Source organism: Gemmatimonadaceae bacterium (assembly GCA_030647905.1).
In the GTDB taxonomy this organism is placed as follows: Bacteria; Gemmatimonadota; Gemmatimonadetes; order Gemmatimonadales; family Gemmatimonadaceae; genus UBA4720.
Genome location: JAUSJA010000034.1, coordinates 126,882 through 152,778 on the forward strand (window position 1 = coordinate 126,882; position 25,897 = coordinate 152,778).

A 25,897-nucleotide genomic window follows, 5' to 3' on the forward strand; every position below is an offset into this window, starting at 1 on the left:
GGCTAGGCGTTTAAGCGCTTGTCCAGGAATGACTTAGCGGCGGAGCTGGAACCGGATTTTGCGGATCTTCTCCCGCCCCTCCACCGCGTTTAGCGCCTTCAGCAGATCGGGCTCCATCAGTGACAGCTCGGTCATCCACGCATGTGTCGAGACGGCCACGAAAAGAGTGCCGTCGGGCGTGATGGACATGGGCTTGGTCACGGCCGCGATCTGGGCTCCCACTACGTCAGGCCAGTCGTCCACGGCGCCCGCCTGATCTACCCGCTTGGTCAGACCGCGATGCGCGAGAAATCCGCTCAACGCCTCGCTGATCGGTACCGGCCTTCGCTTCTTCTCGTTCACGCCGCCGCTCCTTCGACAGACCCGGCGTGAATGCGACGTCGCTCCAGACCGACCAGCTCCGGCGGTATGTCGCCCGCTCTCGGCACGACGAGAATCGTCTGGCCGAGTCCCGCTCCGCAGAGGAGCTGAAGGATTCGCGCCGACCGGCGAAGGTCCAGTTCGGCGAACGGATCATCGAGCAGAAGGATTGGCGCGAGCCCGCGCGACTCGCGGAGCGTCGCACCCTCGAGCATGCGAAGCGCGATCGCCGCCGTCCGCTGCTGGCCCGCCGATCCGAAGAGACGAAGCTCGCGTCCGTCGAGCGTGAGCGCGACGTCGTCCCTGTGCGGTCCCGAGTGCGTCACTCCCCGCCTGATGTCGTGCCTGCGATGCCGCTCGAGAGAGTCGGCTAGCGCGGCTCGCGTGTCGTCCGCCTTCGAGATCGCGCTGACGTATGTCATGCGGGCTTCTCCCGGCTCGCCGATCGCCGCGCACAACCGCGCGAACTCGTCCGCACGTTCCTTCACCCAGCAGGCTCGCTCCATCACGAGTGTCGCTCCGTACTCGGCCAGCGTCGGCTCCCACACAGCGACGGATGCGCCATCGCCGGTGCGTGCGGCATCGCGCAGCGCGGCATTGCGACGCGCAAGACCCGCGCGGTAATGCTGAAGCGCGGCAAGGTACCTCCGCGACGTCAGCGCCAGAACGAGGTCGAGAAACCGCCGCCGCTCGCTCGGCGCACCGGCGATGAGCTGAATGTCGCGGGGTGAGAACATCACCGATGGCAGTGAGCCGAATGCGTCGCTCAGCCGCGCCGCAACAGCACCGTCGAGCGTCACTTTCTTCTTCTTCCCGGCAGTCTCGAATCCCGCGCTCAGCGTGTGATCACCATCGGATCTTGACCGGGCAGAGATGTGAAATCCCTTCGCACCGAATCGCACGAGGTCCTGGTCGCGAGCGCCGCGCACACTGCGCAGCACCTGCAGATAGTAGATGCTCTCGAGGAGATTCGTCTTGCCCTGGCCGTTCTCGCCGATTATCGCCAGCCCGCTCTCGGGCAGCTCCAGATCGAGTCTCTCGAAGTTGCGGAAGTCCCGGCAGGAGAGGTGCTTCAGCCAGACGTGCGGCTCGCTCACTTCCCCCGGAAGGCCGGCGTCCGCTTCTCCAGAAACGCCTTCATCCCCTCGGTCATGTCTTCGGTTGCGGCGAGCAGTCCGAAGTGGTTCGCCTCGAGTATCAACCCTTCGTCGAGCGACATCTCGAGCCCCCGGTCCACGGCTTCCATGCACAGCGCGACAGCAAGCGGCCCATTGGCGAGAATCTGCCCCATCATTTCCACCGCGGCGCCCATCAGCGCCTCCGGTGCGACTACCTTGTTCGCCAGCCCGATGCGATATGCCTCGGCCGCATCGATCATCTCGGCCGTGGTGATGAGCTGGATCGCGCGTCCCTTGCCGATGAGTCGGGACAACCGCTGTGTTCCGCCGTAGCCGGGACAGGTGCCGAGCCTGACTTCGGGCTGCCCGAACTTCGCCTTGTCGGAGGCGATACGGATGTGGCATGCCAGCGCAAGCTCGCATCCCCCACCCAGCGCGAAACCATTCACCGCGGCGATGACAGGCTTGGGCGACGTCTCGAAGCGGCGGAAGACCTCCTGGCCCGCGCGCGCCCGCGCCTTGGCGATCGTCGGTGTCTGGCTCGACAGCTCGGAGATGTCGGCGCCGGCGACGAAAGCACGGCCGGCACCGGTGACGATGAGACCGCCGATGTCGTCGCGTAGCCTCACCTCGTCGATTGCATGGCCCAGCTCGGCAATCGTCGCATCGTTCAGCGCGTTCAGCTTGTCCGGGCGATTGACGGTGAGAGTCGCAATGCGATTCTCGACTGTGAGGGTCAGGAACTGGTATGACATGGCGCGCGAGTTGAGGTGGGGACGTCTCCGCTGTAATGTACGCGGCCAGCATTCGTTCGCCTACTCGGAGCGGCATGGCAGAGAAATGGATTCTGCGGAACGGCTCGAAGGCGGGCGGATTCACGTATTCCGCGCCCGACGGTCGCCCGGTTAAGAGCAGGAAGGAGCTCGAGCGCATAGACCTGCTGCGTATCCCGCCGGCATGGCGCGATGTCCACATCGCGGCCAATCCGCGCGCCGCCATCCAGGTGTGGGGCTTCGATGCGCGCGGCCGTAAGCAGTACCGGTATCACGCGCGCGCGGTGCAGAAGGGCGAGCTGAGGAAGTTCTACCGCGTCGCGCAGATGGGTCGCGATCTTCCACGTCTCAGAAGGAAATTTCTGAAAGACCTGAAGCGGCAGGATTATTCACGGGAACGGGTGTGTGCGGGCATCGTTCTCATCATCGGCGAAGCGTTCATTCGCGTCGGCAGCGAAAAGTATGAGAAGGAGAACAATACCTTCGGCATCACGACGCTCCGGACGTCGCACGTGTCGGTCGAGGGCGACGTTGTCGAATTCAACTACGTCGGCAAGCGCTCGATACACCACCGGCAGGTCGTGAAGAATCGGGGTATCGCCCGGTTCGTCGAATCTCTGCTGGGAACGCCGGGCCCGCGGCTCTTCCGGTACCAGAATGACAGCGAGTGGACGGATGCCGATGCGAGGGACGTCAATGAATACATCGGGTCCGTGGCCAGCTTCCCGTACACTGCCAAGGATTTTCGCACCTGGGGCGGGTCGCTGCGAGCGGCGACGGTTCTCGCGGAGATCGGCACCGGCCGAAATGAAAACGCGCGCAAGAAAGACGTCACCATGTCCGTTCGCATAGTCGCGAGCGAGCTCGGAAACACACCCGCGATCTGTCGAAAGTCATACGTCCACCCGGTGATACTTACCCGATACCTGAGAAGCGGCGCGAAGATCGGGCTGTCAGCGCGTCATCGCGGCGTCCGCACGTCCCCATATGGGCACACCGCCGAGGAGAAGGCATTGATCGCCTTCCTCAACAAGCACTTTCCCGATCGCCGCAAGGAACGCCGTGATGGCTGATCTCATCCCGCAGTCCGCCGCTGCGCGGTTCTTCCCTTGAAACACGTCCTGGCCATTGACGAGGGCACTACCGGCGCGACGTGCCTCGTCGTCTCCGCCGATGGGCGCGTCGTGGGTCGCGGATACCGCGAGCTCACGCAGCATTTCCCGAAGCCGGGATGGGTGGAGCATGACGCGACGGAAATCTTCGAGCGCGTGCTCGCCGCCGCGCGCGATGCCATCGCGCAGAGCGGTGTCACGCCCGACGTCATTGGCATTACCAACCAGCGCGAAACGGTCGTCGTCTGGGACCGCACTACCGGCGAGCCACTCGCGCGCGCGATCGTCTGGCAGGACCGTCGTACCGCCGGGCGATGCCGGGAGCTCGAGCCGGAGGCTGCCTGGATCACGGAAAGGACCGGGCTTCCGGTGGATCCTTATTTCTCGGCGACCAAGCTCGAGCTCCTGCTGCGTAAGCCGCGCATCGCCGAATGCGTCGCCCGCGGCGACGCGCTGGCCGGCACGATGGATACGTGGGTCATATGGAAGCTCACCGGCGGTGACGTGCACGCCACCGATCCCACGAACGCATCGCGCACGCTCCTCTTCGACATCGGGCTGCGTCAGTGGAGCGACGAGCTGTGCGAGCTTTTCAGCGTGCCCCGATCGGTGCTGCCCGAAGTTCGCCCGTCCAGCGGAGAGTTCGGTATCGCGCGCTCCGCGCACTTCGGGGTTCCGATTCCCATTTGCGGTGTCGCCGGCGACCAGCAGGCGGCGCTCTTCGGACAGGGCTGCTTTCGCGCCGGAGAGGGAAAGAACACGTACGGGACCGGAGCGTTCCTTCTGCTCAATACAGGGGAGCTTCGCCCAACGCCCGGTGAAGGAATCCTCGCGACAGTCGCCTGCGATCCCGGCGGCGGATACGCGTACGCTCTGGAAGGATCCATCTTCATCGCTGGAGCCGCAATTCAGTGGCTGCGCGACGGACTCGGAATCATTGCAACGGCAAGCGAGTCGGAAGCTCTCGCGCGCAGTCTCGACTCGAACGACGGCGTGTACTTCGTCCCCGCGCTCACGGGCCTTGGCGCTCCGCACTGGGAGCCCCAGGCGCGCGGTATGATCGTCGGATTGACGCGCGGCACGGGCCGCGCTCACCTCGTCCGTGGCGCGCTCGAGGCGATGGCCTATGGAACCGCCCACGTGCTGAACGCGATGCGCGCGCGAAGCGGCGTTCCATTCGACCGGCTGCGCGTTGACGGCGGAGCCAGCGTGAATGACTGGCTGATGCAATTCCAGGCGGACATCATCGGCGTTCCCGTCGAGCGGCCGGAGATTGTCGAGACCACCGCGCTCGGCGTAGCTGGGCTGGCAGGAATCGCCGCCGGTGTGTGGCAGGACTCCGAGGAGTTTCTGTCGGTGCGCCGTTACGCCACATTTACTCCCGGGATCGGCGACGAAGCGAGACGCGCTCTCGTCGCGGGCTGGGACCGTGCCGTCGGCGCGGCATTGAGCTGGGCACGCAACGATGGCAATCCGGAGGAACGGTGACCAATAATCGAAGGAAGACGCTGGCAATGTTCGCTGTAATTGTCACGGCGCTTGGATGCGCCAGCCGGTCGCAGACGGGCGGGACATCCGAGCCCCCGCTTCCGGCGGCGCCTGATTCGATCGTCGAAATGCCGGTGACGCTCGCTACTCCTGGTGGCAACGTGTTCGGCACGCTCGAGCTGCCCGCGTCGCGATACCCGGTGCCGGTGGCGCTCATCATCGCCGGCTCCGGGCCCACCGATCGTAACGGAAACAGCCCCGCTTTGCCCGGCGCCAACAACAGTCTCAAACTTCTCGCGCGCGGTCTGGCCGAGCATGGAATTGCGTCGCTCCGGTACGACAAGCGCGGCATCGCCGCCAGCAGGCAGGCATCCACGCGCGAGCAGGACGTGCGCTTCACGCACTTCATTGAAGACGCGGAGGGCTGGCTCGCTCAGCTTCGCGCGGACCGGCGTTTCTCGACTGTGGCGGTCGTGGGGCACAGCGAAGGATCTCTCATCGGGATGGTCGCCGCGAGGGAAGCCGGTGCCGACGCGTACGTCTCTCTCGAGGGTGCCGGCCGAAAGCCCCTCGAGCTGATCAGCGAGCAGCTCAGCGGGCAGCTTCCTCCGGAAACGGTCGCTCAGGCACGCGCGGTGATGGCCACCATGGAAGCGGGGAATCTTCCCGATTCGTCGGTGCACATTCCGCCAATACTTGCCTCTCTTTTCCGTCCGAGCGTACAGCCATACCTCGTATCGTGGTTAAAGTACGATCCTGCCGTCGAAATTGCGAAGCTTCGCATTCCCATCCTGATCGTTCAGGGGACCACCGACATCCAGGTCGGAATGAAGGACGCCGACACACTCGCTGCCGCACAGCCGGCCGGGAAGCTCGTCGTGATCGAAGGGATGAACCACGTGCTGAAAACTGCGCCTCCGGGGAGAGCCGAGCAGATGGCAACGTATTCGGATCCGACCCTGCCGGTGGTTCCCCGGCTGCTCGGGGAGTTAGCGGGATTCATTCACGGAGCGCGGAAGAAGGCGCGCTGAATCGTGACGTGTCACCGGTTCGCCATCGCATTCCTCGCGGCGGCGCTCGTTGGCGGTGCTCCTCTTTCGTTGCGAGCGCAGGCGGCGGAGCAGCGGTCGCGGGATTCGCTCATCGGAGTGGACAAGGTGAAGCACTTCTTCATCGCCGGGTTCCTGGAGAGCGTGAGCTTCGCGAGCCTGCAGGCCGCCGGGGCGGGACGGAGGCCGGCTCTTTCCGGAGCGATCGGGCTCACGACGGCCGCATCCATCGGGCGAGAGCTCCACGACCGGCGGACGAAGGGACTGTTCAGCTTGCGCGATCTCGTATGGGACGCGCTCGGGGCGGGGGCGGCGTTTCTGATTCTCTCGCGCACCCAGAAATAGCGATTCGTCCGCCGCATTATGCCGTTGGCAGGGCCTGCTCCATGTCGCGGCGGTACCTTCCATATATTCCGAGGCGTGAAACCTCGCACAAGATTCCTGCTTGGCGGAGTCCTGGTTCCTGGAACCTTCCGCGCAACGACGCTCCTCGCCAAGTGCGCTTCCCGCCATGAGAATGCGCCGGAGAAATACAAGGAAACTTCCGGGTACCGCTCGACAGCGAACGGCGCGTGATTCTGGTTGGTGAGCTGTCGCTATGGGTCGCCCTGCTCATGGCGACCTGGGCGGCGACGGTATCCTTCACGGGCGGCGCGCTTCGCAGGCGCGACCTGACGTTGAGCGGCGAGAGAGCGATCTACGCGACTCTCGCGATGGTGGTCCTGGCGTCGGCGGGTCTCTGGACGGCTCTGTTCACGCACGATTTCTCGATCAGGTACGTTGCGTCGTTCAGCAGCGCGAATCTTCCGAAGGTCTACACGTTCACGGCGTTCTGGGCGGGACAGTCCGGCTCAATGCTGTTCTGGTGCCTGATCCTCGCGGCCTACTCCTCGCTCGCGGTCTACAGCAACAGGGCGCGCAAGCACGAGCTCATGCCCTATGTGTCGGGCACACTCGCCGTCGTGATGATCTTTTTCCTCGCGATGATGTGCTTCGGCGCGAATCCGTTCGAGCGGCTCGACTGGATTCCGCCGGATGGGCGCGGAATGAATCCGCAGCTCCAGAATCCGGGAATGGCGATCCACCCGCCGACTCTCTACCTCGGCTACGTCGGCACGACGATTCCGTTTGCGTTCGTGATCGCCGCCCTCATTACGCGGCGTCTCGACGCCGAATGGCTGACGGCCATCCGGAAGTGGACGCTGGTATCGTGGTTCTTCAACACGACCGGGATCGTGCTTGGAATGTGGTGGGCGTACGTGGAGCTTGGATGGGGCGGATACTGGGCCTGGGATCCGGTCGAGAACGTGTCCCTGCTTCCGTGGCTCGTGAATACGGCGTTCCTGCATTCGATCATGGTTCAGGAAAAGCGGGGAATGCTCAGAAAGTGGAACGTTACGCTCGTCGCCTCGACGTTCCTGTTGTCAATCTTCGGAACATTCATCACCCGTAGCGGAATCATCTCCAGCGTTCACTCGTTTGCGCAGTCGCCGGTGGGGAACTGGTTCGCCGGGTTCCTGCTCCTGTCGATCGCGATCACCGCGTACCTCGTGACGACGCGGCTCAAGGATCTCGAGGCGAAGGCGAGTCTCGAAAGCATGGTGAGCCGCGAGGCCGCGTTCCTTTATAACAATGTGGTGCTCGTCGGCATCGCTTTCTCGGTGCTGTGGGGAACGCTGTTCCCGATCATCACCGAGGCGGTGCGGGGTGAGAAGATCACCGTCGGGCCGCCTTTCTTCAACGCGGTCAACATTCCGCTCGGCCTCGCGCTTCTGCTGCTGATGGGAATAGGGCCGCTGATCGCGTGGCGTCGCGCATCCGTGGCGAACCTGCAGCGGCAGCTCGCCGGGCCGGTGCTCGCCGGCCTCACGACGGGATTCGTGCTGCTCCTGTTCGGAATGCGTGACTTCACCGCCATCCTTGCCTACACGTTCGCGGGATTCGTCGCGATGACGGTGACTCAGGAGTTCTACAAGGGAGTGGGCGCGCGGAGAAGGATGTATGGCGAGAGCCTCGTGCCGGCGCTTGCGCGCCTCGTCGCGCGCAACCGGCGGCAGTACGGCGGATACATCGTGCACATGGGTATCGTGGTGATTTTCGCCGGGTTTGCCGGCCTCGCGTTCAAGAAGGAGTTCGACGTCACGCTCAAGGCCGGCGACTCGAAGGAGCTGACTGATCCGTTCGGCCACAAGTGGCGGTTCGTGAGCCAGGGTCTGTCGGCCTACGATATTCTCAACCGGCAGGTAACGGCGCTGGTGCTCGATCTCACGAGGGATGGAAAGAGCGCCGGGGTTCTCACGACCGAGAAGCGCCAGTACGTGGACAGCCGTGGCGCGCCGACGTTTGGGCCATCTACTGAAGTCGGCATCAGGGAGTCATGGCGGGAGGACGTGTATGTCGTTCTCGCCGGTGTGGGCGAGGACGAGAGCGCGGAGATCCGCATCACGTTCAACCCTCTCGTGCGGTGGGTATGGCTGGGAGGGGCGCTGATGGCGATCGGCGGTCTGGTGGTGATGTGGCCGCAGGTGCAGCGCCGGCGCGTCGAAAGCGGCTATGCCGCGGTGATGGCTCCGATAGAAGCCCCGGTAACAGAGCGCGAGCTCGCGGGAGCGACCGCCGCCGAGCTCGAGAAGCTTCAGGCCGCGGTGAGGGACGACAGCTGATACCGCTCATAGTCGGCACCCTGCTCGCGCTCGCCGCGCTCTCGTTCGTGCTTCATCCTCTCCTGATGGGTGATGCACTCGGTCAATCAGTCGCGCCGGCGGCACCTCCCACGGACCCGTCGCGGAATCAGGCGATTGACGCTCTTCGCGAGATCGAATTCGATCGCGCCACAGGGACGCTGTCGGAGCCCGACTACGACGCTCTCAAGGCGGTGTACACGCAGCGCGCCATTGACGCGATGCGCTCCGCGGAATCCGGCACTGTGTGCCAGCGATGCGGTCCGCGCCCGGAGGCCGGTGCGCGATTCTGTTCCAAATGTGGTGCCGGAATCAACGCTTTGAGGAGCTGGCGACGCGAGAGGAACTAAGCTTCCAGCGACTCCAACCTCTTCCTCGCCAGACGAACCGGCACGACCGTGGCGACGATGCACAACGCCGCTGCGAACCCGAATCCGAATACCATCTCCATCGGATCGCGCGCGGTGCCGAATGACTTCGACGCGAGGTAGCTGAAGACCGGACGCGCCTCGAGCGTGATGACGCACCCAATCACCACGATTGACGCCATCATGAACAGCAGTCCACCGAACGACGTCGGAATCTGCGCAGCGTTCTCGGTGTCGAAGCGCGGGAACATCGTCCCGAAGCCCACCGCCAGTCCGGCGATCGCGAAAGTCATCATCGTTATCGTCAGTACCGACACGGCCATGATGAAATCGCTCACCTTCATCAGCAGTCCAGTGGTCAGCACGAGCGCCAGTGCGAATAAGAGTAGCGGGATCGTACCCACCCAGAACTTGGACCACAGCAGGTCGCGCATCGGGAGCGGGCTGGAGCGCAGCAGCCACATCGTCCGCCCCTCGAGACTCACCCCCGGAAAGATGAATCGCGCTGCAATCGATGCGAGCACGAACCCGGCGAGGACGAGATTGAGGAAGGGAATCAGGTTCGCGATGAAGAACGTTACGCCCTCTCCCTTCATCGGCAGGAACTTGATGTTGAAGATGTACACGATCACCAGCACGGCGAGCAGGATCAGCTGCGACCATTGCGTCGTGTCGCGGAAAAAGAGGCGCACCTCCTTCATCACCAGCTCCCGCCGCACCAGGCCGAGGGGGGTGAGCATCCGGCTGAACGCGCCGGAAAAGACGCTCTGCTTCACCCACCGGTCGCTGCTCTCCTGCGCTTTCGAAAATCCCTTCGCGTACAGAGCGCGCTGCACCACCGCACCGATGACCACGAACGCGGCCGCCGTGGACCATAGCAGGTAGAGCGGAAGCGCGTCCGGCTCTTCATTCAGCCAGCTCATGACCGCGGTCTGCACCCACTCGCTCGGCAGCCACGGCGACGTCGGCGTCCGCAGAACGGAAATGAACTCGATGAGCGACCGGAATCCCTCGGGGCGCGCCAGCTGCTCGGGACGCATCAGCCGGAACAGCAGAATCACTCCGCCCGCGGAGAGCACCGCGATGACGCTCAGGATGTCTTTCGTGCGGCGCGCCGGAAAAAAGTTCACCAGCAGCAGCGTGATCGCCGAACCGATGGCAGTTGGCACGATCAGGAACGGGACGAACGTGCTGAACACGACGAACACGAACATCGGTCCACCGTGATACACGACTCCATAGGCGGCGAACAGCGGGACCGCCATCAGAATCACCATCCAGCTCGAATGCGCGCAGGTCTCGACGAGCTTGGCGGCGTAAAGCCGCAGCCAGTCCACCGGCCCCGCCACGAGCAGGTCGAGATCCCGCGCCAGAAAGAACGTCGACAGAGAGCTGATGACGTTGGACAACAGCAGCATTCCGAAGAAGCTCACGAGAATGAGCCCGAGCAGCTTTCCCGCGAGCAGCGGACCTATCTCCGGAATGCCGCGGAAGTACACGAGGAGCCGGTAGAGAATTGCGAAGAGGAATCCCCAGAACGCGAGTCCGACGATCCCGAGGACCACGCCTCGGCCCGCAGCTCCGGTCTGCTTCTTCACTGCGCGCGCGCGCATGCTCTGCCACTTGGGCGCGAGCAGATGGATGAACGACGGCCCCGTGACGGCCTCAGGCATCGAGAACGTCCACGAATTCGCGGGCGGCGTTTTCTCCGGTCAGATTGAGGAAGATCTGCTCCAGTCCTTCGGCGCCGGATGTGGAGCCCGCGCGCAGCTCGTCCATCGTTCCGAGCGAGCGGATCTTCCCGCCCTGGATGATCCCGATGCGGTCGCACATCGTCTCCGCGACCTCGAGCGTGTGCGTCGACATCATGATCGTGTGGCCGCGCCTCGTGTACTCGCGGAAGAGATCCTTGAGAATGCGGGTGGCTTTCGGATCGAGGCCCACCATTGGCTCGTCCACCACGATGACGTCCGGCTTGTGAATGAATGCGCTCGAGATGATGAGCTTCTGCCGCATGCCGTGGCTGTAGCTCTCCACCAGCTCGTCGCGCCATTCGTCCAGATCGAACAGCGTCAGCAGCTCGCGGCCGCGATGCTCGATGTCCTTCCCGTTCTGGCTGTAAAGTCCGGCGACGAAGCGCAGAAACTCGGCGCCGGTCAGCTTGTCGTAGATGAACGGCCGGTCGGGTATGTAGCCGAGAATGGACTTGGCTTTCATCGGATCGGCGGCCACGTCCACGCCGCCGATACAAACTTGGCCCGCTGTCGGTCGCAGAATACCGGCGATCATCCTCAGCGTCGTCGTCTTTCCCGCGCCGTTGGGGCCGAGGAATCCGAACAACTCACCCTTGGGTACGTGCAGGTCGATCGCGTCCACGGCGGTGAACGAGCCGTAGCGCTTCGTGAGTGCGTTGAGTTCTATCATGGCGTCATCATAGGACGAGCGGAGAGGGCTGCTGGTAATGCGGCACCGGGACGGGCCCGTTACCGCATTTCCCCGACCGCTTATCGGGAGTTCCCTGATGGATCGCCCGCATCGTCCCGGCGACGCTTCCGCTGACCACTTTTTTCAGTCCGCGAAGGCGGGCGGGAGCGGGATTTGTCCCATCAGAGCTGGGCCGAGCCATGGCGGGTGAAGGTCGTCGAGCCGCTGCGCATGATCTCACCCGCCGAGCGCGAGAGCGCCATCGCGCGGGCGGGCTACAACACCTTTCTGCTCGACGCCGACGACGTCTACATAGATCTCCTCACTGACTCGGGCACCAGCGCGATGTCGGACCGCCAGTGGGCGGGCATGATGATGGGCGATGAGGCCTACGCCGGCTCGCGGAACTTCTACCGGCTCCAGGGTGCCGTGCGGCGCTTCTATGGCTACGAGCATGTGATTCCGACGCATCAGGGTCGCGGCGCCGAGCACATCCTGTCGAAGATTCTCATCAAGCCGGGCGACCACGTCGCCGGCAACATGTACTTCACCACCACGCGCGCGCACCAGGAGCTGGCCGGCGCGACCTTCCACGACGTGATCTGCGACGAGGCACTCGAGCCGGCGTCGGAGTTCCCTTTCAAGGGCAACGTGGATCTGGCGCGGCTGGTCGAACTCGTCGAGCGCGTCGGTCCCGCGAACGTTCCATATATCTCGGTGGCCGCAACGGTGAACATGGCTGGCGGACAGCCGATAAGCCTCGAGAACCTGAGACAGGTGCGCGAGTACACACGCGACCATGGCATCAGGGTCATTCTCGACGCGACGCGTGCGGTGGAGAACGCGTGGTTCATCCAGCAGAAAGAACCCGGGCAGGAGCACCGTCTGGTGTCGGAGATACTGCTGGAGATGTGCAGTCTCTCCGACGGGGCGACGATGTCGGGCAAGAAGGACAGCCTGGTCAACATCGGAGGATGGCTCGGATTGCGGGAGGACCGGCTTGCCGACAACGCGAAGAACCTCCTCGTGCTGTTCGAGGGACTGCACACCTACGGCGGGCTCGCCGGCCGCGACATGGAAGCGATGGCGATCGGCATCGAGGAATCGGTGAGCGAAGATCACATCCGGAGCCGCATCGGCCAGGTCTTCTACCTCGGGCAGAAGCTGATTGACGCCGGAATCCCAGTCGTCCGGCCGATCGGCGGACACGCCGTCTTCCTCGACGCGGCCGCCATTCTTTCGCATCTCCCGCGCAAAAGGTTTCCGGCGCAGGCGCTCACCGCCGCGCTTTATGTAGAGTCGGGCATCCGCGCGATGGAGCGTGGAGCGGTGTCAGCCGGCCGCGACGAGACAGGCGCGAACCGCTACCCCGCTCTCGAGCTCGTTCGACTGACGATTCCCCGGCGGGTCTACACGCAGGCCCACATGGACGTGACGGCGGAGAGCGTCATCCGGGTTCATGCCGCTCGCGAACAGGTACCCGGCCTTCGTTTTACATACGAGCCGCCGATCCTGCGATTCTTCCAGGCCCGATTCGCGCCGGTGCCGCGCGTCGTCGCATGGGCGGGTGGCGCATCATACGTGACCATGACTGCAATCGGAGAATAGAATGAATCAGACGTTGAGCATTGACCAGGAATTGTCGGTGAACGAAGTGATGAAGCGGTATCCCGTGACGATGGAGGTATTCAACCGGTTCGGCATAGATACGTGCTGCGGCGGCAACGCCTCGGTGATCGAAGCTGCGCGACGCGATGGCGTGAACCTCGACTCGTTGCTCGACGCGATTCGCGATGCCGTGAGTCCGCAGTGAAGACGTATGACCTGCTGGCCCAAGCTGCGAGCGCCGTCTCTGCCCGTGCCGACCGACCTGCCACCGCGGTCGTGCATGACTCTGCAGACGCACGGCTGGTGATCTTCCGAATAGAGCCGGGACAGACGGTCGCGCCGCACACGAACCCCTCAACGGTGATGTTGTCGGTCATCGCCGGAAGCGGCAATGTGTCCGATGCGGAAGGCGAGCGCTCTGTCCGCGCCGGGCAAATCGTCACCTACGATCCGGGCGAGCTGCACGGAATGCGCGCCGGGGACGAGCGGCTGGTCATTCTCGCGATGATCGCGCCGAGGCCGGGCGCTGCGCGGTAGATCCGCGATGTAGGGATTTCCCTCACCCCGTCGCGGGCGTTCCCTGAGCGAACTTCCACCAATCTCCGACAGGTGATGCATCGGCTCCGAAGCTTTCTTATCTTTTACTGATCACAGCCGGTCTTTCGGAGGTTTGAAATGCTTTCCCGCAGGGCCGTAGGTGACGCGCATTCCTCACACGATGCAACCCGCGCGATGGATGGACTGCGCCGCGTGGTGCGCGCCGTACGCTCGGGGAACTCTGAAGCCGAGCACACTCTCGGCATCTCGTCCGCTCAGCTCTTCGCCTTGCGCGCAATCGCGGCGCAGCCGGCCGGATCGCTGCACGAGCTCGCCGAGCACACGCTGACATCGCAGAGCAGCGTATCTGAAGTAGTTGCGCGCCTCGTGGCGCGCGGCCTGATCAAACGCACACCGTCGTCGCGGGATCGACGGCGAATGGAACTGACGATCACCGAGCAGGGCTGGGAGTTGCTCGTTCGCACGCCGGAAACGGTGCAGGAGCAACTTGCCGCCGGCTTCATGTCCCTGCCGCCCGTGCAAAGACGCGCTCTCGCCGAAGGCATCGAGGCCTGGATGTCCGCGGCCGGTCTCACCGCAGTGCCGGCCGCGATGTTCTTCGAGGCCGCTGGAGCTGAGTCGCCAGCGTCTATCAATCCCTCAAGTGCAGCAACCACCGGCGCTGCCGGCTAACCCACGGACAACTACGATGCATCTCAGCAATTCCGCGGCGGACACGAGACCTCTTCCCGTCATCATTCAGGGCGGCATGGGTGTCGGCGTGTCCAGGTGGACTCTCGCCCGCGCAGTATCGCTCTCCGGCCAGCTCGGCGTCGTCTCGGGGACCGGCATGGACGCCGTTTTGGTGCGGCGCCTTCAGGATGGGGATCCGGATGGACACGTTCGCCGCGCGATGGATCATTTCCCGATCCCTGGCGTCAGCGAGCATGTGCTGCATCGCTACTTCCTTCCCGGCGGTCGTGCTCAAGGCGCGCCGTACAAGGCGCTCCCGCTCTACAAACAGAATGTGAGCATTGCGCGCCAGCACGTCACGATCCTCGCGAACTTCGTCGAGGTCTGGCTGGCCAAGGAAGGCCACGACAACCCCGTCGGCATCAATCTGCTGACGAAGGTGCAGATGCCGAATCTTGCGTCACTGTACGGCGCAATGCTGGCCGGAGTGGACTACGTGCTGATGGGAGCAGGCATTCCGCGCGAGATTCCCGGTGCGCTCGACGCTCTTGCCGAACATCGCCCTGCGCGGATCAGGCTCGACGTGGATGGCGCGAGCAGCGCCGACGCCTATTATCTCGATTTCGATCCCGCGATTCACTGGCCTGATCATGGCGCGCCGCTGAAGCGTCCGCGGTTTCTGCCGATCATCTCGGCCAGTTCGCTCGCGACGACGCTTGCGCGAAAGGCGACGGGGCGAGTGGACGGGTTCGTCGTCGAGGGCCCGACGGCCGGAGGCCACAACGCTCCTCCGCGTGGCGAGCCCCGCTTCACTGACGATGGCGAGCCGGTCTATGGCGAGCGCGATGTGGTGGATCTCGAGAAGATACGCGAGCTCGGTCTTCCGTTCTGGCTGGCAGGCGGAAGAGGCTCGCCCGAAGGAATGAGAGCCGCACTTGCCGACGGCGCCGCCGGCATTCAGGTAGGAACCCTGTTCGCGTACTGCGACGAATCGGGATTGACGCCTGAGATAAGGGCGCGTATACTCGCCGCCGTATCGGCCGGAAGGGTGCGCGTCCGCACCGATCCCCGTGCTTCGTCGACCGGCTACCCGTTCAAGGTCGTCGAGGTTGATGGGATGCCAAGGCAGAACGACACGCGCGTGCGCGTATGCGATATCGGCTACCTGCGGACCGCGTACCGCGATGCCGACGGCAAGCTCGGTTATCGCTGCTCGGCTGAGCCCGTGGATGCGTATGTGAAGAAAGGCGGTGACGTCGCGGACACTGTCGGCCGCCGCTGTCTGTGCAACGCGCTTCTATCGAACATCGGACTGGCGCAGGAGCGCGATGAGGGAGCGGAGCTTCCTCTGATCACGAGCGGTGACGATCTCGTCTCTCTTGGCGGCTTCCTCGCCGGCAGAAGCGGATATTCAGCCGCCGATGTGATCGCTCACCTTCTTGCCGGGACGAGCGCGACCGCGGCGTGAGCAGAGGGTCAGCGCCTTCGTGCGGAGCGCCCCGTGCGATGTGCTCGTGGTCAGCACGCCGCAGGTCGTGGTCTCGCCCCCCTGAGTGATCTGCGGTCGTTGCCGCGGAGGTACGGTTCACATCCTGCATGTCGAGGAGACGGCCAGGCATCCGCGAAGGCACCGCCGACAGGTCATTCTGGTACCGCCACTGCGTGAGGCATCAACTGATGGCAGCGGAAGCTCCGGCGAAGATTCCCGGCGAGGACGCGGCTCCGACACCTGGAAGCAGCGTGACAAGCGATCATGGGGTCCCTTGGTACACGCGGGCGGTGGCCACGGTCGCCGCCGATCTTGGCACAGACCTCCAGTCGGGACTCGACGACGCGGAGGCCACTCTGCGGCTGGCGAGTCACGGGCCCAACGCACTGGTCGAGAGCCGGCGGCGTGGTCCGGCGCGGATCCTCCTGGCGCAGTTCACCGACTTCATGGTAATCGTGCTGCTGGCTGCCGCGGTCGTGGCGGGGGCCATCGGCGAACCGCAGGACACCATCGCTATCATCGCCATCGTCGTTCTCAACGCGATGCTCGGCTTCGTGCAGGAGTACCGGGCGGAGCGGGCCGTTGCCGCGCTCAAGGCCATGGTCGCGCCCCAGGCGCGGGTCCAACGTGCGGGCGTCGCGCGTACAATCCACGGCACCGAGCTGGTGCCCGGCGACCTGGTGCTCCTCGAGGCCGGTAACGTGGTGCCCGCCGACCTCCGGCTGATCGAGGTCGCACAGCTCCGGATCGAAGAGGCGGCCCTGACCGGGGAGTCCCAGCCAGTCGACAAGATTACCGATGTACTCGCGGAACCGGAGCTGCCGCTCGGTGATCGGCGCAACATGGCCTACAAGGGCACGATGGTGACCTACGGCCGGGCCGTTGGCGTCGTGGTCGCCACCGGAATGCAGACGGAACTTGGACGCATCGCCGCACTGCTCCGCGAGGAGGAGGAGGTCAAGACGCCGCTACAGCGGCGGCTGGCGCGCTTCGCCCAGCGACTCGCGCTCGCGGTCCTCGCCCTCTGCGCCGTGATCTTCGGCATCGGGCTACTGCGTGGCGAGGAGCCGGTCCTGATGTTCCTGACCGTGTTGAGCCTCGCGGTCGCCGCCATTCCGGAAGCGCTCCCCGCCGTCGTGACGGTGTCGCTCGCGCTCGGGGCGCGACGCATGGTGGCGCGCAACGCCCTCATTCGGCGGCTACCGGCCGTGGAGACGCTCGGCTCGGTGACGTTCATCTGCTCGGACAAGACGGGCACCCTCACGGAAAACCGGATGCGGGTGCGGGCGATTCGGACAACGGACGCCTTGGCTCGCGACGCACAATCACCGAAGGGCGCCGAGAGCGCTACGCCCCCCCTGCTGCTGGCACTGGCACTCAGTAACGACGCGGAGCGCGGACCCGACGGCGCTGTACAGGGCGATCCCACCGAGGCCGCGCTCTTCCAGGCAGCGGCTGATGCCGGCTACGAGAAGGCCACGCTCGAGCGGACGATGCCCCGGCTTGGGGAGATTCCCTTCTCTTCAGAGCGGGGGAAGATGACCACGATGCATCGCGACGGTGGGGGAGTGATCGCGTTCACCAAGGGTGCGCCGGAGCGGGTGCTCAAGCGCTGTACCCACGGCCTGACCGCGTCTGGGGTGGGGTCGCTCGACCAGTCGGAAGTGAGCGCCGCGGCCGAGGCGATGGCGGCGGACGGACTCCGGGTTCTGGCGGTCGCTTCGCGGAACTTCGCCGCGTTGCCCGAGGATCTGTCGCCGGATGCGATCGAGGGGGATCTGACCTTCCTGGGCCTGGTCGGTCTCCTCGATCCACCCCGCCCGGAGGCACGTGCCGCCATCGAGGAATGCAAGACGGCGGGGATCCACGTCGTCATGATCACCGGCGATCATCCGGCCACCGCGGCCGCGATCGCCCGCCAGCTCGGCATCGTGGAGGATGGCGACCGCCGCGTCATCGCCGGGCCCGAGCTGGCGCGGCTCTCGGGCGACGCCCTTGGCGACATCGTCGAAGGCGCGCCCGTCTACGCCCGGGCCGCGCCGGAGCAGAAGATCAAGATCGTCAAGGCGCTCCAGGAACGCGGCCAGATCGTCGCCATGACCGGTGACGGTGTCAACGACGCTCCGGCGCTTCGGCGAGCGGACATCGGCGTGGCGATGGGCCGGAGCGGAACCGATGTGGCCCGGGAGGCCGCGCACATGGTCCTCCTGGATGACAACTTCGCCACCATCGTAACTGCGGTACGCGAGGGCCGCCGGATCTACGATAACATCCGCAAGTTCGTTCGGTACGCGCTGACCTGTAACTCCGCCGAGATCTGGACCCTCTTCCTGGCCCCGTTTCTTGGTCTGCCCGTGCCGTTGCTTCCCATCCATATCCTGTGGATCAACCTGGTTACTGACGGCCTGCCAGGGGTCGCATTGGCCGTCGAGCCGGCGGAGCGCGGCGTGATGCGGCGTCCCCCCCGGCCGCCGACCGAGGGCATCTTCGCGCGCGGGCTCTGGCAGCACGCATTGTGGGTCGGCCTGCTGATGGGTGGCGTCGCCCTCGTTACCCAGGCGTGGGCCTACCATGCCGGCTCGGCCCACTGGCAGAGCATGACTTTCACTGTACTGGCCCTGTTGCAGCTTGGTCACCTGTTGGCCATCCGTTCGGAGCGCGATGCCTTTCACCGCGGGTTCTTCTCGAACCTGCCGCTGCTCGGCGCCGTCACGTTCACGGTGGGCCTGCAGCTCGCGACGCTCTACGTACCGGCCCTCAATCGGGTGTTCAAGACGGAACCGCTCAGCGGACCGGAACTGGCCTTCTGTTTCGCGCTGTCCACGGTAGGGTTCGTCGCCGTCGAAGTTGAGAAGCTGCTGGTGCGGCGGGGAGTGCTTTACCGCGGCGACCCGGATCCGGCGCGGCCATGATCCAGGCACTGCTGTGGTTTGCCGCGAGCGGCGCGATCATCGTGGTGGCCGGCACCCTGCCGTCTGGCTCGGCGCCTTCGATCTCGCCGTGGGCAACCTGTTTGGCTCCAACAGCTTCAACATGATCATCTTTCTGGCGCCGCGATTCGACCGCTGGGAATTCGGCAGCGTGCTCATGGTACTCAGCTATTTCGGCGGACTGTTGTTGCTCTACCGACACACTGGGGCCCGTTCGTAGACCTTTGCGAGCGCCGGCTGACGGCGCTGGGGAGAAGCGTACCATGGCGGCTTACATTGCAGCGTTCGAAGAGCTCTCCCGCGAGAGCGTCGCCATCGCTGGAGGCAAGGGCGCCAACCTTGGCGAAATGACCCGCGCCCAATTCCCGGTTCCCCCGGGGTTTGTAGTGACGGTGGATGCATTCCTGAGCGCACTCGACACCGCCGGCATTCGCGAGGAGCTGCGCCGGCTGTACGCCGAAGTACCTGCCGATGATCCACAGCTGCTCGCAGCATCTTCGGAGCAGATGCGGGCGCTCGTTCGCAAAGCCGGCATGCCCCCGCAGATACGCGATGCCGTCATCGCCGCGTATGCAAAGCTCGGTGCCAGCGTTCCGGTGGCCGTGCGGTCATCTGCCACGAGTGAGGACACGGGCACGACCTCCTTTGCCGGCATGCATGAGTCGTACACCAACGTGGTCGGCCCCGATACGCTGGTCGAGCGGATCGGGGCGTGCTGGATGTCGGCGTATGGCCAGCGCGTCATCGCGTACCGGAAATCGCAGGGCATGCTCGAGGAGCCGGTGATCGCGGTGGTGGTGCAGCGCATGGTCAACTCATCCCGCTCGGGAGTGACGTTCACGGCCGACCCATCGACAAGCGACACGGACACGATCGTCATCGAAGCCGCCTTCGGCCTGGGCGAAGTCGTTGTCGGTGGTCAAGTCGAAGTGGACACGTACAGCCTGTCAAAAGCGGGACCCCGCATTCGGCAGGTGCGCATCGGGCACAAACAGTTCAAGATCGAGCGTGACTCTGACGGACGAGAGCGCAAGGTGGACCTCGACCCCACAGAGGCTGAGCGCCGCGTCCTGACCGACGCGGAGGTAGAGGGTCTTGGTCGTGTCGCTCTTGCAGTCGAGCGTCACTACGGTACCCCACAGGACATCGAGTGGGCGGAAGAGGGGGGAAAGTTCTTTCTGGTCCAGACTCGGCCCATCACCACACTCGGGACGTCTGCGGCTGGTGGCATCCTGGTCAGCGGCTTGGGGGCCGCTCCGGGGATTGCGAGCGGCAGGGTCCGGGTTCTGATGTCCCCAGCCGAGGGGAGCAGCCTGCAGAAGGGTGAAGTCCTGGTTGCCCCGATGACGTCGCCCGACTGGGTGCCGACCATGCGACGAAGCGCCGCAGTTGTCACCGACAGCGGGGGAATGACGTGCCACGCGGCAATCGTCAGCCGTGAGCTTGGAATCCCTTGCGTCGTTGGCGCGCGCACCGCCACCCGCACGCTCCGGGCGGGAGAGGTGGTCACCGTCGATGGTCGCCGCGGGCAGGTGATTGCCGGAGCCTCGCCACAGGTACACGCGGCACCGACGGTGGCAATATCGCCCGCGGTCGATTCGTCAGGCGAGAACACCGTACTGGCAACCAAGCTCTATGTCAACCTCGCGATGGCCGACCACGCCGAAGACGTGGCCGCGCTCCCCGTGGATGGCGTGGGCCTTCTTCGCGCCGAGTTCATGATCCTGGATGCCTTGGGCGGCAAGCACCCTAGAAACGAGGTATTGCGGTTGGGCGGAGCACAGGAGTTTGTCACTGCGATGGCCGCCAAACTGCTCCGCATCACCCGGGCCTTCATGCCTCGACCGGTCATCTACCGAACATATGACTTTCGCACCAACGAGTTCAGAGGGCTCGAGGGCGGGACTTCGCACGAACCGCAAGAAGAGAATCCGATGATCGGCTACCGCGGGTGCTTTCGGTATGTGAAGGACCCCGCGCTGTTCCAGCTCGAGCTCGAGACGCTCGCGCAAGTCCGCGCCGAGACACCCAACCTGCACGTCATGATTCCGTTCGTGCGAACCAAATGGGAACTCGAGCGCTGCCTGGAGCTGATCGACAAGAGTCCGCTCGGTTCCGACCGCACGCTGCTGCGCTGGGTGATGGCAGAGGTCCCGTCGGTCATCTACTGGCTACCCGAATACGCGAACTGCGGTATCCACGGGGTGTCGATTGGCTCAAACGATCTGACGCAGCTCATGCTTGGGGTCGATCGGGACTCTGCACTCTGCGCGGAACTGTTTGATGAATCCGATCCCGCAGTCGTCGACGCGATAGGTCAGATCATCCGCGGAGCCCGGGCGTCTGGCCTGACCTCTTCGCTGTGCGGTCAGGCTCCGTCAAACCGGCCGGAGTTTGCGGAGACGCTCGTTCGACTCGGCATAACTTCCATCTCGGTGAATGCGGACGCCGTGGCGGCGGCGCGGCGGGTGATCGCGTCTGCTGAGCAGCGGCTGCTCCTCGATGTCGCGCGCGACCGCACGGGTGAGCCGGCGGAACTCAGCAGCAAACGGTGATCTGTCGGCGACATCCCGGCGGCCCGGGCGCGAAGAGTCTGGAGAGATAGCAGTGAACCGGCCAAGAGGCGCGTTTTGGATCGCCGTGTATCTGACGCTGGTGCTCGCACCGGTCCTTGCGCTGCTCATCGGGCCCACCCCGCCTGGCCGCGGATTCTGGTGGGAGTTCGCCATCGCGATCGGCTTCGCGGCCACCACCATGATGGGCGTGCAATTCGTGCTGACCGCGCGGTTCCGCCGGGCCGCCGCACCATTTGGCATCGATATCGTCTACTATTTCCACCGGTACCTGGCACTGGTCGCCGTCGGACTGGTTCTGGCGCACGTGCTGGTGCTCCTGGTGGTGGAGCCGGTACTCCTCGGACTGCTCGCCCCCTGGCAAGCTCCCGCGTACATCACGGCCGGGCTAGCCTCCGTGGTCGCGGTTCTGCTGCTCGTCGGCGTCTCGCTCGGCCGGAAACGATTCGGCATCCGCTACGAGACGTGGCGGTGGACGCACGGACTGCTGGCGATCCTCGTCATCTGTCTCGCGCTCGTGCACATCTGGGGCGTCGGGTATTACGTTGCGGTCCCTTGGAAGCGAGCGCTGTGGGTGGGGATCGCAGCATCGTGGGTGGCGATTCTGGGTTACGTAAGAGTTGTCAAACCGTGGCGCCTGATGCGGCGACCATATCGGGTCGCGGAGCTGCGCCCAGAACGTGGTGATGCGTGGACCATGGTAGTTGCACCCGTCGGCCATACAGGGTTCTCGTTTCACGCCGGCCAGTTCGCGTGGGTGACCGTGGGCCGTTCCCCATACACGATGAGCGAGCACCCTTTCTCGATCTCGTCGCCTCCCGCGTCAGGAGGGGAGCTCGCGTTCGCCATCAAGGAACTCGGGGATTTCACGGGGACCGTCGGACAAATTCCGCTCGGGGAACGGGTCTGCGTGGACGGTCCCCATGGCGCGTTCACGGTCGACGCGCATGCCGCCACAGGCTACGTGTTTGTTGCTGGCGGTATCGGGATCGCACCGATCATGAGCATGTTGCGCGCCCTCGCGGATGCCGGAGACACACGACCGCTCACGCTCGTTTACGCGTACCGCCGCTGGGAGCGCCTGACGTTTCGGGAGGCGATCGACGAACTCAAGACGCGTCTGAGTCTTTCCGTCATCTATGTCCTGGCGGAACCTCCCGAGGGATGGTCCGGAGAGCACGGCCTGGTGAGCGAGGCGTTACTCGATCGCCATCTTCCGCCAGAGCGTGCCGAGCTGCAGTACCTTGTCTGCGGCCCCGTGCCGATGATCGATGTGGTTGAGCGAGCGCTGTATCAGCTCGGTATTCCGCTGGACCGAGTGCATTCGGAGTTGTTCGATCTGGTGTAGTAGCGTGCATAGCGCGGGACGGACACATGCGTCGTTACATGGCGAGACAGCTGGCGATCACGACAGGCGCAATTCTTGTCGCCCTTGCCGCAATCTTTGCGCTCCTGCAGAACCCGTGAGTGAAGTTGCGGGCACAAGCCGGCCTATGACAGACTTTCAAAGGCTGATCTCGACGCGTTTGGTCTCATACCTCAAGAGCTTGAGGACAACCGCGAAGGTCTAGTGAGTCACATCCCGATGAAGGGCACTCCGCGTGAGCCGCGCTACCGCGTGGAGGGCACGCACACGTGTATCGACATATCCCTGCATACGGCGCAGCAGCTCTTTGACTGGCGTGATCCCGCCCCCTTTCGCGAACGCGACCTCGACGAAGATGCTGCCGACTACATCTACGCCGCCGCCACAGATATTCCCCGCGAGAGACCTCTCAAGCTCGTGCTTGTCCTGGAACAGCCACTCGGTCCGTCGCTCAGCGCATCGGTGATCGAGACTGCCGTGCGCGCACACTTTCAGTACGAAGCGGATCGGGTGAATCGACAACTGCGTCAGCAGCGCCGCTTTGGGCGAGTTGCGCTTGCCGCTCGTCAACGGCGGACGTCGATTGCTCCACATGAGAGCGCTTGCCCCCGCGCCCGCCCATGTCCCGTTGCGTCAGGCAGGGACACCAGCGCCAGCGTTTAGCCCCGTCCGCAGCGCTCCGCGGACCGCCAACAGTTCGCCAACGTTGTCGAGCGTGAGGAGTCCGATCACCCGCCCCTCGTCCAGTACGGGGGCGGTGTGGGTCACGTGCACGCGCAGACGCGCAAGGACCGCATCGAGAGCTTCGCCGGGTGTGGCCGATTCGAAGGCGGACACCATCGCATCGCGCACAAGTACTTGCTGGCCTCCACGCGCCAGACCGGCGATCAGCCCGGTACGCGTGAGAATTCCCGCCAAGCGGCCGTCTTCGAGAACCGGAAAGTCGACCTGTGCTCCGGCCAGCAGCCGCTCGGCCGCCTCAGCCAGCGTCGCCGTCGTCGGCAGGGATTCGAACTGCGTCACCATGGCCTGGCGCACCGTCGTGCCCTTCAACAGGGCTGTAGCCTCAACGCTCCCCGCCTCAGCCGCAGCGGTGATCCAAATGAATACTGCGATCAGCGTGATCATGGGATTGACGAACAGGCCCAGCGTGCCGAGTACCAAAGCAATGCTCCGCCCGACGCGCGCCGCCGTCTGCGTAGCGCTCACATAGTTCATCCGCATCGCCAAAGTCGCCCTCAGGACTCGGCCGCCGTCCAACGGAAACGCCGGGATGAGGTTGAACACGGCCAGAGACACATTGACCCAAACCAGCCGGCCCAGGACCGTGTGAAAGGTCAGTGGCTGCGACCAGTCGGCCGACAGCGGCTGCGACAGCATCTGCGCGACCAACGCCAGCAGGAGTGCCAGACCCACGCTCACTGCGGGACCAGCGATCGCCACCAGGAGTTCGTGAAGGGGTCGCTCCGGCATTCGGTCCAGCCGCGCGACCCCGCCAATCGGCAGCAGAATGATGTCGCGCGTGTGCACGCCGAAGCGCATCGCTGTCACCGCATGCCCAAGCTCGTGCAGAACGACAATGCTGAAGACGGCGAGCATGAACGCAACCCCCGATACAGCGCCTGCCACCGTCCCAACCGCGCGGTACTGCGACACCGCGACGAAGAAAAGGAGCAGCAGAAAGGTCGCATGCATCGAAAGCTCAATGCCGAAGACCTTTCCGAGACGAATCGTCCATTTCATCTGGTCACATCCATGGACAGGGAATTCAGCCGAGGTGGATGCAGTATGCGGCAAGCCGCGGCGATGGGCAACGTGTCAGGCACCCGACTGTCAGGCACCCGACGGGGCGGCAGCCCACGAGTGCCTGATCGTCAGGTTTCGCTGGGAGTATCAAACGGCTGAACCTGGTCAGCGCCTTCTCCGCTCGACGGGTGGAGGCGCGGCCGTTCCGGGCGATGCGGGATGATCGATTCGCCAGTTCCCGAACGCGAGCTCGAAAGCCGTTCGGGCGAGGGAGACACCGCCTGGCTCGCTCGCCGCGAGAAGCCTACCCGACGCGTCGACCCACGCGGTCAACGGAGACGCCTTTCCTGTTATTCGCCATCCGCGCACGGAATCCTGGTGCGCCTTGAGCCAGCGGCCGCTCGTCGAATCGAACCCGGCGCTGTCCGCAACGAGGAACAGAGAATCGGCTTCGATCCTTATCGTGACTTCGCGAAGCCCGCGCGAAAGCGGATCGAAGATCGCAACTCTCGCCGTATCACCGACCCTCGGATTCTTCGTGAGCATCAGGAGCAGCGGTGACATGGTCGGAACGAAAACGGGCTTCGTTGCGACTGCTTCCTGCGTGATCGGGCGCTCACCTTTCGTCTCCGTGGTGATGCGGAGCGTCTTCTCCTCGCCCTCCTGCATCACGCCTCGCAGCGTGAACGGCGTCACGCCCCCGACAGCGCGTATCATGAAGTCGCGCAATCTGAGGCCGCGCGTGAATCGCGCTTCTGACCGCGCCTCGAGTCGCAGGACCTGCTTCCCAACTGGAATCTCTCCACGCACGAAATCCACGGAGATGACACGCGTCTTCGACGTGTCAATGGCCGACGAAGCGGCGCCGACCTGCTTCTCACCCTGTTGAAGCGTGTAATAGTAAGTCGCTGGCGAGACGCGGAGCCCGGCTTCGGTCAGCCCCTGCTCCGGTGTACGCGTGCTGTTGCGCCGGTAGAGCAGGGCCAGGCCCGTCACCCACACGGCGATGACGGCTATGGCAATTGCTTTCCTGCTCACGCGATGGTCAGACTGGTCTCGCTGTTGATCCAGCCCAGATATCGTTCCAGGCCGCCGGTGACCGGTATCGCGAGCAGCTCCGGCACCTTGTACGGGTGCAGCTCGGCGAACGCACGTCGCAGGCCTTCGATGCATCCCGACCGCGTCTTGAGCATCACGACCGCCTCCTGCTCGTCGGCGATCTTGCCCTCCCACCGGTAGATAGACCGCGCGCCGGGCTGGACCGTCCCGCAGGCGATGAGCCGGCGATCCAGCAGTGCCCGGATGAGCTCAACGGCTTCGTCCGCGTTCGCGATGGTGGTGAGCACTACTACTGCGTCAGTATGAGCCAAGCCCGAGTCCCGAAAAAGTCTGGTCGAAGATAATACGCGGAGCGGAGTCCGTAGTCACCGGTTTCTTATCGCCAGGTGGGGTCTTTCTCCCGTCCGCCCGCGTCGCGGGTCGTTGCTTCGGCCCCGCGACGGGTCGTCGTCGCCTGGCGGGGGCTCGATTCCGGACGAGCGGGCACGCCGCGCGGCCCCGACCAGTGAGCCGGGGGGCGACA

25 protein-coding genes are annotated in these 25,897 nt (G+C 64.6%); 16 read left to right on the forward strand and 9 right to left on the reverse strand.

Annotation, left to right across the window (positions count from 1 at the left end; translation table 11 throughout):
- Positions 1-33: 33 nt before the first annotated feature.
- Genes Q7S20_13535 through Q7S20_13545 form a run of 3 tightly spaced genes read right to left on the reverse strand, consistent with a single transcriptional unit; the run spans position 34 to position 2,233 of the window.
- Positions 34-342 (reverse strand): DUF721 domain-containing protein, encoded by a 309-nt coding sequence (locus Q7S20_13535; protein MDO8502854.1) that lies wholly within the window; start codon positions 340-342, stop codon positions 34-36.
- Entirely contained in the window at positions 339-1,457 is a 1,119-nt protein-coding gene (gene recF / locus Q7S20_13540) for a DNA replication and repair protein RecF (GenBank protein ID MDO8502855.1), read from the reverse strand. The genes Q7S20_13535 and recF overlap by 4 nt, the downstream gene beginning before the upstream one ends.
- Complete coding sequence (locus Q7S20_13545) at positions 1,454-2,233, reverse strand: enoyl-CoA hydratase-related protein (protein MDO8502856.1); 780 nt, start codon at positions 2,231-2,233, stop codon at positions 1,454-1,456. The genes recF and Q7S20_13545 overlap by 4 nt, the downstream gene beginning before the upstream one ends.
- Before the next feature lie 74 nt (positions 2,234-2,307).
- Between Q7S20_13545 and Q7S20_13550 the strand changes: the two genes are divergently transcribed.
- The 7 genes from Q7S20_13550 to Q7S20_13580 all read left to right on the forward strand — a co-directional run bounded on the left by Q7S20_13550 (position 2,308) and on the right by Q7S20_13580 (position 8,931).
- Complete coding sequence (locus Q7S20_13550; protein ID MDO8502857.1) at positions 2,308-3,324, forward strand: hypothetical protein; 1,017 nt, start codon at positions 2,308-2,310, stop codon at positions 3,322-3,324.
- A gap of 36 nt (positions 3,325-3,360) precedes the next feature.
- Positions 3,361-4,851, forward strand: coding sequence for a glycerol kinase GlpK (glpK, locus tag Q7S20_13555; GenBank protein ID MDO8502858.1), 1,491 nt, complete (start codon positions 3,361-3,363; stop codon positions 4,849-4,851).
- The gene (locus tag Q7S20_13560) at positions 4,848-5,882 is read left to right on the forward strand and encodes an alpha/beta hydrolase (protein MDO8502859.1); all 1,035 of its coding nucleotides are present in this window, start codon (positions 4,848-4,850) and stop codon (positions 5,880-5,882) included. Before glpK ends, Q7S20_13560 begins: the two co-directional genes overlap by 4 nt.
- A gap of 3 nt (positions 5,883-5,885) precedes the next feature.
- The gene (locus tag Q7S20_13565) at positions 5,886-6,245 is read left to right on the forward strand and encodes a hypothetical protein (GenBank protein MDO8502860.1); all 360 of its coding nucleotides are present in this window, start codon (positions 5,886-5,888) and stop codon (positions 6,243-6,245) included.
- 75 nt (positions 6,246-6,320) lie between these two features.
- Positions 6,321-6,476 (forward strand): hypothetical protein, encoded by a 156-nt coding sequence (locus tag Q7S20_13570; GenBank protein MDO8502861.1) that lies wholly within the window; start codon positions 6,321-6,323, stop codon positions 6,474-6,476.
- On the forward strand, positions 6,473-8,563 hold the full coding sequence (locus Q7S20_13575; GenBank protein MDO8502862.1) for a heme lyase CcmF/NrfE family subunit: 2,091 nt from the start codon (positions 6,473-6,475) through the stop codon (positions 8,561-8,563). Before Q7S20_13570 ends, Q7S20_13575 begins: the two co-directional genes overlap by 4 nt.
- A gap of 47 nt (positions 8,564-8,610) precedes the next feature.
- Positions 8,611-8,931 carry a hypothetical protein gene (locus tag Q7S20_13580; GenBank protein MDO8502863.1) on the forward strand — a complete coding sequence of 107 codons (321 nt, stop codon included), beginning with the start codon at positions 8,611-8,613 and terminating at the stop codon, positions 8,929-8,931.
- Here the strand turns inward: Q7S20_13580 and Q7S20_13585 are convergent.
- Complete coding sequence (locus Q7S20_13585) at positions 8,928-10,622, reverse strand: hypothetical protein (GenBank protein ID MDO8502864.1); 1,695 nt, start codon at positions 10,620-10,622, stop codon at positions 8,928-8,930. The genes Q7S20_13580 and Q7S20_13585 overlap by 4 nt on opposite strands.
- The gene (locus Q7S20_13590; GenBank protein MDO8502865.1) at positions 10,615-11,373 is read right to left on the reverse strand and encodes an ABC transporter ATP-binding protein; all 759 of its coding nucleotides are present in this window, start codon (positions 11,371-11,373) and stop codon (positions 10,615-10,617) included. The genes Q7S20_13585 and Q7S20_13590 overlap by 8 nt, the downstream gene beginning before the upstream one ends.
- Positions 11,374-11,547: 174 nt before the next feature.
- Here Q7S20_13590 and Q7S20_13595 point away from each other — a divergent pair, with 174 nt between their 5' ends.
- The 9 genes from Q7S20_13595 (at position 11,548) to Q7S20_13635 (ending at position 22,551) form a co-directional block, all read left to right on the forward strand.
- Positions 11,548-12,981, forward strand: a complete 1,434-nt coding sequence (locus Q7S20_13595; protein MDO8502866.1) for a tryptophanase — start codon at positions 11,548-11,550, stop codon at positions 12,979-12,981.
- Between the two features lies 1 nt (position 12,982).
- Positions 12,983-13,186 carry a DUF542 domain-containing protein gene (locus Q7S20_13600; GenBank protein ID MDO8502867.1) on the forward strand — a complete coding sequence of 68 codons (204 nt, stop codon included), beginning with the start codon at positions 12,983-12,985 and terminating at the stop codon, positions 13,184-13,186.
- The gene (locus Q7S20_13605) at positions 13,183-13,518 is read left to right on the forward strand and encodes an AraC family ligand binding domain-containing protein (GenBank protein MDO8502868.1); all 336 of its coding nucleotides are present in this window, start codon (positions 13,183-13,185) and stop codon (positions 13,516-13,518) included. The genes Q7S20_13600 and Q7S20_13605 overlap by 4 nt, the downstream gene beginning before the upstream one ends.
- Before the next feature lie 138 nt (positions 13,519-13,656).
- Entirely contained in the window at positions 13,657-14,211 is a 555-nt protein-coding gene (locus tag Q7S20_13610; GenBank protein ID MDO8502869.1) for a MarR family transcriptional regulator, read from the forward strand.
- Positions 14,212-14,227: 16 nt separating this feature from the next.
- Positions 14,228-15,679: a nitronate monooxygenase gene (locus tag Q7S20_13615; protein MDO8502870.1), complete on the forward strand. Its 1,452-nt coding sequence runs from the start codon at positions 14,228-14,230 to the stop codon at positions 15,677-15,679.
- A gap of 209 nt (positions 15,680-15,888) precedes the next feature.
- Positions 15,889-18,612, forward strand: a complete 2,724-nt coding sequence (locus Q7S20_13620) for a cation-translocating P-type ATPase (protein ID MDO8502871.1) — start codon at positions 15,889-15,891, stop codon at positions 18,610-18,612.
- 13 nt (positions 18,613-18,625) lie between these two features.
- Positions 18,626-18,850, forward strand: a complete 225-nt coding sequence (locus tag Q7S20_13625) for a hypothetical protein (protein ID MDO8502872.1) — start codon at positions 18,626-18,628, stop codon at positions 18,848-18,850.
- A 43-nt stretch (positions 18,851-18,893) separates the two neighbouring features.
- Positions 18,894-21,185, forward strand: a complete 2,292-nt coding sequence (gene ppsA, locus Q7S20_13630) for a phosphoenolpyruvate synthase (GenBank protein MDO8502873.1) — start codon at positions 18,894-18,896, stop codon at positions 21,183-21,185.
- 52 nt (positions 21,186-21,237) lie between these two features.
- Entirely contained in the window at positions 21,238-22,551 is a 1,314-nt protein-coding gene (locus Q7S20_13635; GenBank protein MDO8502874.1) for a ferric reductase-like transmembrane domain-containing protein, read from the forward strand.
- A gap of 219 nt (positions 22,552-22,770) precedes the next feature.
- Here the strand turns inward: Q7S20_13635 and Q7S20_13640 are convergent, their stop codons facing one another.
- From Q7S20_13640 to cutA, 4 genes are all read right to left on the reverse strand, one after another.
- A complete protein-coding gene (locus Q7S20_13640; GenBank protein MDO8502875.1) occupies positions 22,771-23,139 on the reverse strand; it encodes a hypothetical protein in 369 nt (122 codons plus the stop codon).
- Between the two features lie 63 nt (positions 23,140-23,202).
- Positions 23,203-24,312, reverse strand: a complete 1,110-nt coding sequence (locus Q7S20_13645; protein ID MDO8502876.1) for a site-2 protease family protein — start codon at positions 24,310-24,312, stop codon at positions 23,203-23,205.
- Between the two features lie 168 nt (positions 24,313-24,480).
- Positions 24,481-25,353 carry a hypothetical protein gene (locus Q7S20_13650; GenBank protein MDO8502877.1) on the reverse strand — a complete coding sequence of 291 codons (873 nt, stop codon included), beginning with the start codon at positions 25,351-25,353 and terminating at the stop codon, positions 24,481-24,483.
- Complete coding sequence (gene cutA, locus Q7S20_13655) at positions 25,350-25,685, reverse strand: divalent-cation tolerance protein CutA (protein MDO8502878.1); 336 nt, start codon at positions 25,683-25,685, stop codon at positions 25,350-25,352. The genes Q7S20_13650 and cutA overlap by 4 nt, the downstream gene beginning before the upstream one ends.
- Positions 25,686-25,897: the final 212 nt, after the last annotated feature.

Coding starts and splice junctions, on each gene's coding strand:
- Q7S20_13545 (MDO8502856.1), bottom strand. CDS start 2,233: ATGTCATACCAGTTCCTGACCCTCACAGTCGAGAATCGCATTGCGACT.
- Q7S20_13550 (MDO8502857.1), top strand. CDS start 2,308: ATGGCAGAGAAATGGATTCTGCGGAACGGCTCGAAGGCGGGCGGATTC.
- Q7S20_13585 (MDO8502864.1), bottom strand. CDS start 10,622: ATGCCTGAGGCCGTCACGGGGCCGTCGTTCATCCATCTGCTCGCGCCC.
- Q7S20_13590 (MDO8502865.1), bottom strand. CDS start 11,373: ATGATAGAACTCAACGCACTCACGAAGCGCTACGGCTCGTTCACCGCC.
- Q7S20_13600 (MDO8502867.1), top strand. CDS start 12,983: ATGAATCAGACGTTGAGCATTGACCAGGAATTGTCGGTGAACGAAGTG.
- Q7S20_13610 (MDO8502869.1), top strand. CDS start 13,657: ATGCTTTCCCGCAGGGCCGTAGGTGACGCGCATTCCTCACACGATGCA.
- Q7S20_13615 (MDO8502870.1), top strand. CDS start 14,228: ATGCATCTCAGCAATTCCGCGGCGGACACGAGACCTCTTCCCGTCATC.
- Q7S20_13620 (MDO8502871.1), top strand. CDS start 15,889: ATGGCAGCGGAAGCTCCGGCGAAGATTCCCGGCGAGGACGCGGCTCCG.
- ppsA (MDO8502873.1), top strand. CDS start 18,894: ATGGCGGCTTACATTGCAGCGTTCGAAGAGCTCTCCCGCGAGAGCGTC.
- Q7S20_13645 (MDO8502876.1), bottom strand. CDS start 24,312: ATGAAATGGACGATTCGTCTCGGAAAGGTCTTCGGCATTGAGCTTTCG.